We start from the raw sequence: 12,953 nt of genomic DNA, 5'->3' as shown, positions 1-12,953 counted from the left end.
GTACAGGTTAAATTAATTTTCTTGGAGATTATGTAACCGTTCTTTAATCCACTCAATACGGCTTTTACGTTTATCTAACTGCGAACGACCAAAGCTTTCCGTAATGCGATCAAGTACTACTGCTAAAAGTACAACAGCTAAACCACTTTTAAATCCTAAACTGATATTAAGCGTATTTAAGCTACCATTTACTAATTGGCCTAAACCCTCGACACCAACCATTGAAGCAATAATCACCATTGACAGCGACATCATTAAACATTGGTTCACGCCTGTCATAATCGAAGGCATAGCGTTTGGTAACTGTACTTTAAATAAAAGCTGCCAGTAGGTACAACCAAAAGATCGACCAGCTTCTAATAACTCTCTATTAACCTGTCTAATCCCTAGATGGGTTAGTCGCACCGCAGGCGGCATTGCAAAAATAATGGTGGCAATAATCCCTACGCTGTAACCAATACTGAATAGCATTGTAACGGGTATTAAATACACAAAGGCAGGCATCGTTTGCATAAGATCGAGAATAGGGCGTACTACATATTCTACATAACGGCTTTTAGCCATACAGATACCCAACGGGATACCAATAATAAGACTGATAAGGGTAGAGCTTAATACCAGACCTAAAGTAATCATAGTGGCATCCCAATACCCTACAGGTTTACCTAACTCATATAAAAGATAAGGTAAATATAAGTAAGAGATGGCAGAAATAACGTAAGTTACTCTATTACGCCAAATGCTCAGCACAGCTAGCCAGATGGCGAGTAAGGATAACTCCCAAAAACCATTGGCAAAGCCATAGAGAATAAGCAGTAAAGCAAGTGCAGTAAAGATAGCAAAACGATAGCTAATGCGCCAAAAGGCTAAACCCACAAAAACCGCAATCACTAACCAAGGAGGAATAATTAGCAAGAAGGCTTCAATGGTTTTACCAAGGTACTCTAAACTATCGCCAACTGTATTAAAAAAAGCACCACAGTTGTTTTGTAAAAAATTGACACCATCCTCAATAGCATCGCCTAAATCAAACTCAATGGTCATTATTGGCTCCATATAATGCACTTAAGACTTGTGCTTCTGAAATAAAACCACAATGATTATTTTGTTCATCAACCACTAATAAAGCTTTTTTATTCATCACTAAGTTTTCGATAACATCTGATAATAGGGTATTAGCAGCAATTGATTCAAGAGGTGTAGGCTGTTCGGCAGGTAATGGAACAGCAATATCGATTGCTTTAATAAAGCGAGTAGTATCAATGGTATCAAAGAAACTGCGCACATATTCATTAGCAGGGTTGGTAATCAATTGCTGTGGAGTACCTGTTTGTACAAGGCAACCATCCTGCATAATGGCGATTCGTGAGCCAATTCGCAGTGCTTCTTCAATATCATGGGATACAAAAATAATCGTGCGACGATGTTCTTTTTGCAGTTGCAAAAGCATATCTTGCATTTCTCGACGTTTTAACGGATCTAATGCAGAGAAGGCTTCATCCATGATAAGTATAGAAGGGTTTAGGGCTAACGCCCTAGCTAAACCTACTCGTTGTTGCATACCGCCTGATAATTCATGAGGATATTTTTTAGCAAAATTAGCTAGGCCCATTTGTTCAAGCACTTCCATCGCTCGTTTTTCGCGTTCTTTACGTGGCACTTTAGCCACTTCCAACCCAAATGCTACATTACCTAGTGCTGTTCGGTTTGGTAACAAAGCAAAGGATTGAAACACCATGCTCATTTCTTGACAACGTAATGCAATAATCTCTCTGGTATTTAATTTAAAAATATTACGATTATCAATCAATACTTCCCCTGCTGTTGGTTCGTATAATCGATTGATAAGACGCGCAAGGGTAGATTTACCAGAACCAGATAATCCCATAATAACAAAGATTTCTCCTTCGTTGATTTCGAGGGAAACATTGTTAATACCAACAAGTAGTTCTTTCTCTTCAAGAATTTGTTCTTTTGTCCATCCTTGTTGTAAGAGCGTAATAGCTTCTTTAGGACGGTTACCAAAAATCTTGTAAAGGTTTCGAACCAATATTTTTGGGGAATGCATTAAAGTTCCTTGATACCGTTAAGCATAAATATCCAGTTATAGTTAAGCATGGCATTATACTTTATTTATAGGAAATAGGGGGTAAAGGCTATTGTAAAAAATGACTGACTAATATTTCTAATAATAGTGGGTTATGTTAATCGGAAATAATTTATAGCATGTCACATTAGCTAGTTTGTAGCTAACTGTACTAAAATATATTTTACATAGTGAAGTATTTGCTATAAAAAGACTGATATACAACGATAAGTATTTGTGGGGTGCGCCATGCGAAGCATTTTTATCATAGTGATAGGGCTAGTGTTAACTGCTTGTACAACCGCAACTACACAAAAATATGATGCAGTATTAAATAAGTGGTTAGGCAAACCTGAGCTAGAACTAGTTAATAGTTGGGGGGCGCCTGATAATGTATACCAACTCGCTGATAAAAAGTTTATCGCTTATTATTCCCAACACAATCGATATATTCCTAAAACTACTTATCGTTATCAGCCTTTTTATGTAGGCGGTTGGCCTTATTATGATCCTATTAATGATAGTTCTTATCAGGTTATTTCTGAAATATGTAAAACAACCTTTACTATTGAAGCGGGCACAATAACCAATTGGAGTCATCAGGGAAGTGGTTGCGTAGCACAATAGATTATTACTAAAAATTAGTATTTTTTATAATAAATGGCCAAATAGCACCAAGATTTTTTATAACTATATGGATATAAGAAAATAATAAATAGTTATAAATATCACCAAGTAACTTCATTTTTTTTGATCTTGGTAGGTGTTTTATCTTGTTACAATTACCTATACTACATACTCGGTCATTTTGAGAGCGGGATTTGAGCAATTCACTCTGCAATTTATTGACAGTAAGATTGGCACAATCAAGTTTTTTAGGAATTACCGTTTTAGGCCTTTTGATAAAGGTATGTTTGATAATATATTATAAAGAAGTAATCTGGAGTTGGTTATGGCAGAACGTGAAATTGGCACTGTTAAATGGTTTAATGATGCTAAAGGGTTTGGATTTATAGTGCGCGATAATGGCGTAGATGTATTTGTGCACTACCAAGCTATTAGAGGAGAAGGGCATCGCTCTTTAACAGATGGTCAAAAAGTGGAGTTTTCAGTAGTGCAAGGACAAAAGGGACTGCAAGCTGAAGATGTAGTTAAGGTATAGTTAAGCATATAGTGTTACAAAATCCTAACTTAGTTCGCTAAGTTAGGATTTTTTTTGTACACTATTTTTTGGTGTAATTGTTAGATTAAAGAAAGTTACTTATAATAAGCCGATAAATGTAACTGAATGTTTTGATAATACTCTATTATCTATTGACTGTATGTTTGAATAGCCCTAGGGGATGATGTTGATGAAAAAAATATTAAGTTGTTCTGTATTAGCTGTTGCTATAGGTATAACTGGTTGTACTTCTACTAATACAACCAGTGGTGGTGCAGTAGGTGTAGAGCGTAAACAATATATGTTTAGCATGTTATCAGAGCAAGAAGTTAATGATATGTATGCAGAAGCCTATGCTGAAACTTTAAAAGAGGCGCAAGCGCAAGGTGCTTTAGTAAGCAAAAGTGATAAGCAAATGAAACGCTTACAAGCGGTTGCAGATCGTTTGGTGGCTCAAGTCGGTATTTTCCGCCCTGAGGCAAAAAATTGGAAGTGGGAAGTTAATTTAATTAGAAGTGATGAAATTAATGCTAACTGTGGCCCAGGTGGTAAGATTATTTTCTACACAGGTATCATTGATACACTTCAGCTAACAGATGATGAAATAGCAGCTATTATGGGACACGAAATTGCCCATGCACTACGTGAGCACGGTCGTGAATCAATGTCGAAAGCCTATGGTGTAGGCGCAGCAAGTGAAATTGCTGGTATATTTGGTGTTAAAACAGACAGCATCAATTTAGCACAAACAGGTGTTACCTATTTAATGACACTACCTAATAGCCGTACTAATGAAAATGAAGCAGATTTAATTGGCTTAGAGCTATCAGCCCGTGCAGGTTATAATCCAGAAGCGGCTGTAACACTATGGCAAAAAATGAATAAGTTAGGTGGTTCTGGTCCTGAGTTTATGAGTACTCACCCCTCTAATGATAATCGTATTGCTTCATTACAAGCTGCAATGCCAAAAGTAATGCCATTGTACGAAGCGGCTAAGAAAACTAAATAGTTGCTAGCAGTGTTAAGAAAAAGGACTAACTGAGGTTAGTCCTTTTTTATTGCAGTTTTATTTTTCTTTCGCAGAGTAGCTATTATAAACAGCATCCCTAATATCATTAGGAAATTGTCCATACATTCCTTCCAAGGCAGTGTTGGTAAAAATAACCACAGCTATTTTTTTAACAGGGTCATAAAACCAGTTATGACCATACACACCACCCCATTGTAAGGTGCCTTTTGATTGAGGTGTTTTAGCTAAGGTGGGATTTTCTAAAATAGCGCCACCATAACCAAAGCTCCAACCCAAATCATAAGATTGAGCTAAGCCGTTGGTTTGATCTTTTAACATCTGTTGTACAGTAGATTGGCTTAAAATGGGCTGGCCATTATTTTCAATTGCTAACAGAAAACGCATAAAATCTGGAGCAGTACCCAACATACCAGCACCACCAGATGGGTATGAGTTTGCATTGGCAAAACGGTTAGGCACAAAAGAAATCTTACTACCTCCTAAAATAGGTAGTTCAGTGTATTCTTTCATGGCCTGCGGCTCTGGTTTATCATTGGTGTAAGGGGTTGCTAAACGATTAATAGCCGTGGTAGTAAAACCTGTGTCTTGCAGGGCTAATGGCTTAGTGACATAGGTTGCTACAACTTCTGGTAAGGGTTGATTGGTGGCTTTACTTAATACTGCGCCTAATACATCAATAGCAAGTGAGTATTTCCAATTGGTGCCAGGTTTATAAATAAGTGGCGCACTAGCAATCCGCTGTAAATTTTCCGCCATTGATAAGCCGGGTTGATCTAAGCCATCAGAAACCTTCGCTTGATGATAAGGACCTGTCTCTCCCTCGAAAAACGTATAATTTAAGCCTGCTGTATGGGTCAGTAATTGCTGAATAGTAATAGTGGGCGTTGTGCCATCCACTAGCTTAGGCTTAAAATCAGGTAAGTATTTAGTAACAGGATCATCAATACTGATTATATGTTGTTCGATAAGCCTAAGTGCTGCTGCTGTTACTAAAGGCTTACTCACAGAAGATAAACGAAAGATAGTGTCTACTGTCATAGGGCGTTCTGTTTCACGATCCGCATAGCCAGCAGCTTGTTGATAAACCAGCTTACCATTTTTACTGACTAATACCACCGCGCCTACTATATCTTCATCATCAATTGCTTGCTCAATGATGGTATTTAACTGTTCAGTTAGCTCTAATTGATTGGCAAAAGTAGTTGTCGGCAATAAAAGTAATAATAACCAGAAGAGTACAGGGGTTGTAAAATATTGCTTCATAACATTAATCCTTTTGTTTATCGTACGTTATGTAGAGCAATATAAGGCAAGGCAATGGTTAGTTCAACAATCACTAAACAGCCTCTATTTATTTGAAATGGGCTGTATTAGTTGCTATTAAAGTGTTCTGATTAACTATAAGAAAACCATAGTAAGACTTATTGATAATGGGTAGAAACAGTTTCTCACCATTTCTACCCAGCATAAGGTTGTTAGAGGATGATTGCTTGGTAAATAGCAAAACCAGCCATTACCACAAATATTAAAGCAGCCACAATATGGATAGTTCTTAAGGGGAGTTTATCCGCGCTAAAGTTACCTAATAAAACCGCAGGCACATTAGCAATCATCATACCTATGGTAGTACCTGCCACCACCCAAAATAAGGAGTTATATTGAGCGGCTAACATAACGGTGGCAATCTGCGTTTTATCGCCCATTTCCGCAAGGAAGAATGCAATAAAAGTAGCGACAAATGGGCCATACTTTTTAATAGTAGAAGTTTCATCGTCATCTAGTTTATCAGGGATGAGTATCCAAATTGCCATGGCGAGAAAGCACACCGCTAGAATCCAGCTTAAGGTGGCAGGCGAAAACAAAGCTGTTAACCAATGACCTACAGCACCTGCAATAAAATGGTTAGCTAAGGTAGAGAATAGAATACCTAAAATAATGGGAATAGGGGCACGAAAACGAGCAGCGAGTACTAAGGCAAGAAGTTGTGTTTTATCGCCCATTTCGGCTAAAGCGACAATACCCGTAGAGACTAAGAATGCTTCCATTAGACTTTCCATAAGGGTGGGACAATTACACTATGACACATATAACCAGCCCACCCAACAAGTCTGGTTATCTATGCCATAGGTCTTGTCAAACCGCTAGGTCGTTTACACCATGATCAGGAGGATCAAGTATGTTGATGTAAACCCAGTTCAAAAATTAAACTGGAGACTACTCCCCTAAGGACGGGGTGCATTGTGCCTTAAAAAAAGTCTGTTTGGCAAGCATTAATTTTTAAATAAAAAAGTAATCATTAGATAATGTAAACAATAGTTACTGGTTAACAGAAAGTACACCATTAATTATTCAATTAGAGTAGACTAGCAAGTATCTGTTTTATTAATTATTATTTATCAATGGCTATTGATCCTTTTAATCGCTTATCCGTTAATCAAGAAGTATTGACGGTAACCCAATTAAATCGCTGCGCTCGCTCTATGCTAGAGGAAGTGTTTGCAGGGGTATGGGTAGTGGGTGAAATTTCTAATTTAGCAAAGCCAGCCTCAGGTCATATTTATTTCACCCTTAAAGATCAAGATGCACAAATTCGTTGTGCATTGTTTCGCCAACATGCATTACGGGTACGGGAAGCGTTACGTGATGGAGTAGCTATAAAAGTCTATGGTAAAGTCTCTATTTTTGAGGGGCGTGGTGATTATCAACTGATTGTTGAGCGCTTAGAGCCAGCAGGTGATGGTTCATTAAAATTAGCTTTTGAGTTATTACAGAAAAAATTACAGCAAGAAGGATTATTTGCTGCGGAGATTAAAAAGTCTTTACCAAAACATCCTAAACGAATAGGGGTTGTTACTTCACCAACTGGCGCAGTGATTCGTGATATTGTTAGTGTATTTAAACGTCGTGCGCCGCAAGTTGAGCTGGTATTAGTGCCGACAGCGGTGCAGGGTAAAGAAGCCATCCCACAGCTAATAAAAGCCTTACAGTTGGCAGATAAACAAGGCTTTGATGCAATTATTCTAGCCAGAGGCGGCGGCTCTTTAGAGGACTTATGGAGCTTTAATGAAGAAGCGGTAGCGCGCGCTATTGCAGCTTGTATAACCCCTATTGTGAGTGGTGTAGGTCATGAGACGGATGTAACCATAGCCGATTTTGTGGCTGATACGCGTGCGCCAACTCCTTCCGCCGCCGCAGAGTTATTAGCACCTCATCATCAGGATTGGTTAGCTACCCTTAACCAATTACAGCAGCGTTTAGAGCGTACCATAAGAGAACGTTTAACTCGTTATCAAATAACTGTTGAGGGACTTACTAAAAGGTTGCGCCATCCCCGTGACCAGTTACAGCAACAAGCACAGCGTATTGATGATTTGGAAATGCGCTTAGTCAGAAATATTAAACAACAATTAGTGAGTTATTGGCAGCAGCTTACCCAGCTAGAAACCCGTTTATTAGCACAACATCCAAACAAACAGTTGGAGAGTAGTCAGCAGCAAATAATTATTCTACAACAACAATTAAAGCGTTCCATGCAAGATAAATTAAAGCAGTTGCAGTTGCAACTAGCCAGTCAAGTACAAGCTTTGCAAATCATCAGTCCGTTAGCTACGTTGCAGCGCGGTTATAGTATTGTGCTTACCGAAAAAGGACAAGTTGTACAGGATGCAGCGACAACTACCATTGGCCAAAAACTAAAGGTTAAGTTCAGTAAAGGGGAGTTACAAGTAACGGTAATCGATAATCAACAACATCCCGTTAATTTATCGCTGTTAGATGATTAAAGCACATAAATAAGTTCATAGCTAAGGTGAATAAGTGCTACTTTCTTGCCTTGTTTATTTTCGCGTTGCTCAATATCAACAGGTGTAAAACCTAATTGCTTATAAAGTAACAGCGCCGCCGTATTGTCATTGAAACAAGCAACCTCAACTTGGTTTGCTTGGTAATGTTCGCGCGCCTTACGTATCATCGCTTTAATAAGAAATTTAGCAATGCCTTGACCACGTAATTTTGGATTTATAATTACATTGCCAATTTTGCAGCAACCGCCAGCTTGCCATTGGTAAAAATTGGCAAAGCCTGCTATTTCTCGATCTTTTACTATTACAGTTGGATGAGTACGTTGCTCAATAGCTAAGGTTAATTGTTCAACCGTTAATGGGTATTCAGCACTAGGATAAAAGAAAAATAATTCTTCTGCTGTTTGTGGAAACTGGCAAATAATTGCTAAGTCATCAGCTTGCACAGGTCGTTGGGTAAGCATGGTCACTCTCCCTTATTCAATATATGGCTTGATTATACGCTTTTTATCGTTCAATCATCATCATAAAAGTTTTTTGCTATGTAGTTAATCCTTTTTAACACAGCAGGTTATTTTGCATAATATACTATTCATTTTATAGTTATCATGTGAGTTGGGAGGGGTGATGTATAAATTATGTTTTTATGTGCCTGATAGTCATTTACAGCCAGTTAAGCAAGCAGTGTTTGCTACGGGAGCAGGGCAGATAGGAGATTATGCAGAATGCTGTTGGCAAGTACTAGGGGAGGGGCAGTTTAAGCCATTGCAGGCTAGTAATCCCTTTATTGGTAAAGCCAATAGTTTAGAATATGTAGCAGAGTGGCGGGTGGAGTTAGTCGTGGCTGATGAGTTAATTGCTAAGGCAGTGGCTGCTTTAAAAGCAGCGCATCCTTATGAAACACCAGCTTATGACGTTTGGCAATTAGCTGATTTTTAACAATTATAAGCCACAATCAGAAGCGAAAAATAATTCTTCAGCAATAGGTTTATTGCCTTTTTCAGTAAATTGATAGCTTAAAATAGCGCCACGTTGTAATAAATCACGGTAGCCTTGATTTTTACAAACACTTTCTGCTAATTGGTTTCTTACAGTACCAGGGAATTTACGCATTTCTTCTGCTTGTTTATCAGACACTTCAATACGATTAATAAGGGTATTATCCTGTACGCTATAACCTCTATCTATTAGGTCATCATTAATTTTACGGGGTATACCTTCACTACTTTTTTTAGCTACTGTTTGAAGGGTTTGATGTAAATTGTAGTCTTTTAAAGAAGCAGCATTCACCATAAAGGGTATAGCCAAGCTAGCAATTAAAATACTTTTGCGAATCATTGAAAATTCCTCTAGTTATATTCAAATTATCAATATTGTACCTTATTCCTTAAATTAAGATCGTGTATAGCTGGGGAAGTTTTGCTATAATTTGCTACTTTATTTTTCAGTGTACCCTGCTTCGATCATATTTCCATGAAATTTATTATTAAGTACTTTGCTGAGATTACGATAAAAAGTACTCCAGTACGTAAGCAATTTGTTAATCAATTGACCAAAAATATACGTTCAGTTTTAAAGAAACTGGATCCGCATATTCGTGTTGCTAGTAAATGGGATAATATCGAAGTTAATACAACCTTGACTGATCCAGCTAGCAAGGCACAATTAATTGAAAAATTAAGCTGTATTCCTGGTATTGGTTCTTTTTTACAAGTGGTTGAATATCCCTTAGTGGATATTGCTGATGTATTAGAAAAATGTAAATATCATTTTGCTGAGCAAATAAAGGGTAAAACATTCTGTGTTCGTTGTAAAAGAGCAGGTAAACATAGTTTTACCTCCGTTCAAATAGAGCGAGAAGTGGGTGCTGGCTTAATAAAGGATTGCGCCCCTAAAGGTGTTTCACTGACTCAGCCAGAGGTTGAAGTACGTCTAGAAATTCGTGATCAACATGTTTATTTAGTTGAGCATGCTTATAAAGGTTTAGGCGGTTATCCATTGGCCTCTTTAGATCAAGTATTGGTGCTGATGTCAGGTGGTTATGACTCTACAGTAGCCGCTTATCAAATGATCCGTCGTGGATTAATGCCGCATTTTTGCTTTTTTAATTTAGGTGGTCGTGCTCATGAATTAGGCGTTATGGAAGTGGCTCATTTCTTATGGGATAAATATGCCAGTTCACAGCGGGTGATGTTTATCAGTGTGCCCTTTGAACAAGTAGTGGGTGAAATTCTTACCAAAGTAGATAACAGCCAAATGGGTGTTATTTTGAAACGGATGATGTTACGTGCCGCCACACAACTTGCTAAGCGTTATGAGTTAACTGCCTTGGTAACTGGCGAAGCTATTTCTCAAGTATCAAGTCAAACCTTAACTAATTTAACCGTGATTAATCAGGCAACGGATATGTTAGTTATTCGCCCTCTAGTGGCTAGCCATAAAGAAGATATTATTGCCACAGCAGAACAAATTGGTACGGCTGAATATGCGCGCCATATGCCAGAGTACTGTGGTGTTATTTCAGTTAATCCTACTACCCGTGCTAAACCAGAACGTATTGAAAGAGAAGAACAGCGTTTTGATTTTGCCCTATTAGATGAAGCCGTTGCCCAAGCTAAATGGGTGACGGTTGATCAAATTATGCAGGAGTTGGATAAGGATATTAATGTCGAGCAAGTAGCAGAAGTGCTTGCAGGCCAAATAGTAATAGATATCCGCCATCCAGATCAGGCAGAAGATCAGCCATTAGTGGTAGAAGGGATTGAAGTTAAACAGATACCTTTCTATGCTATTAACCAACAATTTAGCAAATTAGACGAAAATCGCCAGTATTTACTCTATTGTGATAAAGGTGTTATGAGCCGATTACATGCCCACCATTTACTAAGTGAGGGGCATGTTAATGTGCGTGTATATCGTCCTTAAATACTCTATGCATTTTGCCAGTAGTGATCGTCACCACCCACCCGATGCAAATTGTTAACCCTTACAGCATTACCTAACAACTTATTTTATTTATTTTTATTTGAGATTTTATTGTGATTGAGAACTTACGCAACATTGCTATTATTGCCCACGTTGACCATGGAAAAACTACCATTGTTGATAAATTATTAAGACAGTCGGGCACATTAGAGCGTAAAGAATTAGATTCTGAACGTGTAATGGATAGTAATGATCAAGAAAAAGAACGTGGTATTACTATTCTTGCGAAAAACACAGCGATTAGTTGGAACGGCTATAACATTAATATCGTAGATACCCCCGGCCATGCTGATTTTGGTGGTGAAGTAGAGCGTGTAATGTCGATGGTAGACTCTGTGCTACTATTAGTAGATGCGGTAGATGGCCCAATGCCACAAACTCGCTTTGTAACGCAAAAAGCTTTCCAAGCTGGTTTAAGACCTATTGTTGTAGTGAATAAAGTAGACCGTCCAGGTGCACGTCCTGATTGGGTAATTGACCAAGTATTTGATTTATTTGATAACTTAGGGGCTACTGAAGAACAGTTAGATTTCCCTATCGTATATGCCAGTGCTTTAAATGGTATTGCTGGCTTTGATCCTAGTGAAATGGCCGAAGATTTAACGCCATTATTCCAAACTATTGTTGATCGCGTACCTACCCCTGACGTGGATGTGAATGGTTCATTCCAAATGCAAATTTCTGCTTTGGATTACAGCAGCTATTTAGGCGTAATCGGTATTGGACGTATTGCCCGTGGTAAGATCAAGGCTAACTCGCCTGTTGTTGCTATTGATATGAATGGTAAGAAACGTAATGGTCGTATCTTAAAAATCATGGGTTATCATGGTTTACACCGTGTGGATGTGGAAGAAGCGCAAGCAGGTGATATTGTTTGTATCAATGGTTTTGATCAACTGTTTATTTCTGATACTTTATGTGATCCACAAAATGTTGAAGCAATGCCAGCGTTAACAGTGGATGAGCCTACGGTAAGCATGACTTTCCAAGTTAACGATTCACCTTTTGCAGGTAAAGAAGGTAAGTTTGTTACCAGCCGTAATATCAAAGAACGTTTAGAAAAAGAGTTATTACATAACGTTGCTTTACGTGTGGAAGAAGGTGACTCTGCTGAGAAATTTAAAGTGTCAGGTCGTGGTGAGTTACATCTTTCTGTATTAATTGAAAGCATGCGTCGTGAAGGTTTTGAGTTGGGCGTATCTCGTCCAGAAGTGATTATTAAAGAAGTGGATGGTGAAAAACAAGAACCTTACGAGAATGTAACCATTGACCTTGAAGAACAACATCAAGGGGCTATCATGGAACAAATGGGATTACGTAAAGGTGATCTCACTAATATGATTCCAGATGGCAAAGGTCGTGTTCGTTTAGAATATACTGTGCCTTCTCGTGGTTTAATTGGCTTCCGTAACCAATTCTTAACCATGACCTCTGGTACAGGTATTTTAACCAGTACTTTCAGCCATTATGGCAAAATGAAAGAGGGTGATGTTGAACACCGTCAAAGTGGTGTATTAGTGGCGATGGCAGCAGGTAAAATCTTGGCCTATTCATTAACTACTTTACAAGACCGTGGTCGCTTATTTGTTGAACCAGGTATGGAGTGCTATGAAGGTATGATCGTGGGTATTCACTCCCGTGGTAATGACCTTGTTGTTAACCCTACTAAAGGTAAAAAACTAGATAATATGCGTGCTTCAGGTAATGATGAGACCATTCAATTAGTACCGCCTATCAAGTTTACTTTAGAGCAAGCGCTAGAGTTTATTGATGATGATGAATTAGTGGAAGTAACGCCTAAATCTATTCGTTTACGTAAGAAAATTCTTGATGAGAATGATCGTAAACGTGCAGAGCGTAGCAAAGACTAAAGCTCGTTTAGTAAATAAA

At 38.3% G+C, this 12,953-nt stretch carries 13 protein-coding genes and 1 riboswitch; of the genes, 7 read left to right on the top strand and 6 right to left on the bottom strand.

Annotated features, from left to right (window positions below):
• Positions 1-12: 12 nt before the first annotated feature.
• Positions 13-1,044 (bottom strand): ABC transporter permease, encoded by a 1,032-nt coding sequence (locus JHT90_RS10650; protein ID WP_201090761.1) that lies wholly within the window; start codon positions 1,042-1,044, stop codon positions 13-15.
• Entirely contained in the window at positions 1,034-2,068 is a 1,035-nt protein-coding gene (locus tag JHT90_RS10645) for a quaternary amine ABC transporter ATP-binding protein (protein WP_201090759.1), read from the bottom strand. The genes JHT90_RS10650 and JHT90_RS10645 overlap by 11 nt, the downstream gene beginning before the upstream one ends.
• A gap of 267 nt (positions 2,069-2,335) precedes the next feature.
• On the opposite strand from JHT90_RS10645, the gene JHT90_RS10640 reads away from it, so the two are divergent.
• From JHT90_RS10640 to JHT90_RS10630, 3 genes are all read left to right on the top strand, one after another.
• Entirely contained in the window at positions 2,336-2,713 is a 378-nt protein-coding gene (locus JHT90_RS10640) for a hypothetical protein (RefSeq protein ID WP_201090757.1), read from the top strand.
• A 325-nt stretch (positions 2,714-3,038) separates the two neighbouring features.
• Positions 3,039-3,248, top strand: a complete 210-nt coding sequence (locus JHT90_RS10635; RefSeq protein ID WP_201090755.1) for a cold-shock protein — start codon at positions 3,039-3,041, stop codon at positions 3,246-3,248.
• Positions 3,249-3,438: 190 nt separating this feature from the next.
• Entirely contained in the window at positions 3,439-4,257 is an 819-nt protein-coding gene (locus JHT90_RS10630; RefSeq protein WP_201090753.1) for a M48 family metallopeptidase, read from the top strand.
• Positions 4,258-4,314: 57 nt separating this feature from the next.
• On the opposite strand, the gene JHT90_RS10625 is transcribed toward JHT90_RS10630, so the two are convergent.
• Positions 4,315-5,541, bottom strand: a complete 1,227-nt coding sequence (locus JHT90_RS10625) for a serine hydrolase domain-containing protein (RefSeq protein WP_201090751.1) — start codon at positions 5,539-5,541, stop codon at positions 4,315-4,317.
• Between the two features lie 212 nt (positions 5,542-5,753).
• Positions 5,754-6,323 (bottom strand): TMEM165/GDT1 family protein, encoded by a 570-nt coding sequence (locus tag JHT90_RS10620; protein ID WP_201090749.1) that lies wholly within the window; start codon positions 6,321-6,323, stop codon positions 5,754-5,756.
• Between the two features lie 15 nt (positions 6,324-6,338).
• Positions 6,339-6,513, bottom strand: a riboswitch (yybP-ykoY riboswitch).
• A 164-nt stretch (positions 6,514-6,677) separates the two neighbouring features.
• On the opposite strand from JHT90_RS10620, the gene xseA reads away from it, so the two are divergent.
• The gene (xseA, locus tag JHT90_RS10615; RefSeq protein ID WP_201090747.1) at positions 6,678-8,060 is read left to right on the top strand and encodes an exodeoxyribonuclease VII large subunit; all 1,383 of its coding nucleotides are present in this window, start codon (positions 6,678-6,680) and stop codon (positions 8,058-8,060) included.
• Here the strand turns inward: xseA and JHT90_RS10610 are convergent.
• Complete coding sequence (locus tag JHT90_RS10610; RefSeq protein WP_201090746.1) at positions 8,057-8,542, bottom strand: GNAT family N-acetyltransferase; 486 nt, start codon at positions 8,540-8,542, stop codon at positions 8,057-8,059. The genes xseA and JHT90_RS10610 overlap by 4 nt on opposite strands.
• A 163-nt stretch (positions 8,543-8,705) precedes the next feature.
• Here JHT90_RS10610 and JHT90_RS10605 point away from each other — a divergent pair, with 163 nt between their 5' ends.
• Positions 8,706-9,017 carry an NGG1p interacting factor NIF3 gene (locus tag JHT90_RS10605; RefSeq protein WP_201090745.1) on the top strand — a complete coding sequence of 104 codons (312 nt, stop codon included), beginning with the start codon at positions 8,706-8,708 and terminating at the stop codon, positions 9,015-9,017.
• A gap of 3 nt (positions 9,018-9,020) precedes the next feature.
• Here JHT90_RS10605 and JHT90_RS10600 read toward each other — a convergent pair whose 3' ends face one another.
• Positions 9,021-9,416 (bottom strand): PA3611 family quorum-sensing-regulated virulence factor, encoded by a 396-nt coding sequence (locus JHT90_RS10600; protein ID WP_201090742.1) that lies wholly within the window; start codon positions 9,414-9,416, stop codon positions 9,021-9,023.
• A 135-nt stretch (positions 9,417-9,551) separates the two neighbouring features.
• Here JHT90_RS10600 and thiI point away from each other — a divergent pair, with 135 nt between their 5' ends.
• Positions 9,552-11,003, top strand: a complete 1,452-nt coding sequence (gene thiI / locus JHT90_RS10595; RefSeq protein WP_201090741.1) for a tRNA uracil 4-sulfurtransferase ThiI — start codon at positions 9,552-9,554, stop codon at positions 11,001-11,003.
• 113 nt (positions 11,004-11,116) lie between these two features.
• The gene (typA, locus tag JHT90_RS10590) at positions 11,117-12,934 is read left to right on the top strand and encodes a translational GTPase TypA (protein ID WP_201090740.1); all 1,818 of its coding nucleotides are present in this window, start codon (positions 11,117-11,119) and stop codon (positions 12,932-12,934) included.
• The last annotated feature ends 19 nt before the right edge of the window (positions 12,935-12,953 follow it).

This window comes from Entomomonas asaccharolytica, from assembly GCF_016653615.1.
In the GTDB taxonomy this organism is placed as follows: Bacteria; Pseudomonadota; Gammaproteobacteria; order Pseudomonadales; family Pseudomonadaceae; genus Entomomonas; species Entomomonas asaccharolytica.
This window is presented reverse-complemented; position numbering and strand designations above follow the sequence as displayed.

Coding starts and splice junctions, on each gene's coding strand:
- xseA (WP_201090747.1), top strand. CDS start 6,678: ATGGCTATTGATCCTTTTAATCGCTTATCCGTTAATCAAGAAGTATTG.
- JHT90_RS10645 (WP_201090759.1), bottom strand. CDS start 2,068: ATGCATTCCCCAAAAATATTGGTTCGAAACCTTTACAAGATTTTTGGT.
- JHT90_RS10650 (WP_201090761.1), bottom strand. CDS start 1,044: ATGACCATTGAGTTTGATTTAGGCGATGCTATTGAGGATGGTGTCAAT.
- JHT90_RS10605 (WP_201090745.1), top strand. CDS start 8,706: ATGTATAAATTATGTTTTTATGTGCCTGATAGTCATTTACAGCCAGTT.
- JHT90_RS10640 (WP_201090757.1), top strand. CDS start 2,336: ATGCGAAGCATTTTTATCATAGTGATAGGGCTAGTGTTAACTGCTTGT.
- thiI (WP_201090741.1), top strand. CDS start 9,552: ATGAAATTTATTATTAAGTACTTTGCTGAGATTACGATAAAAAGTACT.
- JHT90_RS10630 (WP_201090753.1), top strand. CDS start 3,439: ATGAAAAAAATATTAAGTTGTTCTGTATTAGCTGTTGCTATAGGTATA.
- JHT90_RS10625 (WP_201090751.1), bottom strand. CDS start 5,541: ATGAAGCAATATTTTACAACCCCTGTACTCTTCTGGTTATTATTACTT.
- JHT90_RS10600 (WP_201090742.1), bottom strand. CDS start 9,416: ATGATTCGCAAAAGTATTTTAATTGCTAGCTTGGCTATACCCTTTATG.
- JHT90_RS10620 (WP_201090749.1), bottom strand. CDS start 6,323: ATGGAAGCATTCTTAGTCTCTACGGGTATTGTCGCTTTAGCCGAAATG.
- JHT90_RS10635 (WP_201090755.1), top strand. CDS start 3,039: ATGGCAGAACGTGAAATTGGCACTGTTAAATGGTTTAATGATGCTAAA.
- JHT90_RS10610 (WP_201090746.1), bottom strand. CDS start 8,542: ATGCTTACCCAACGACCTGTGCAAGCTGATGACTTAGCAATTATTTGC.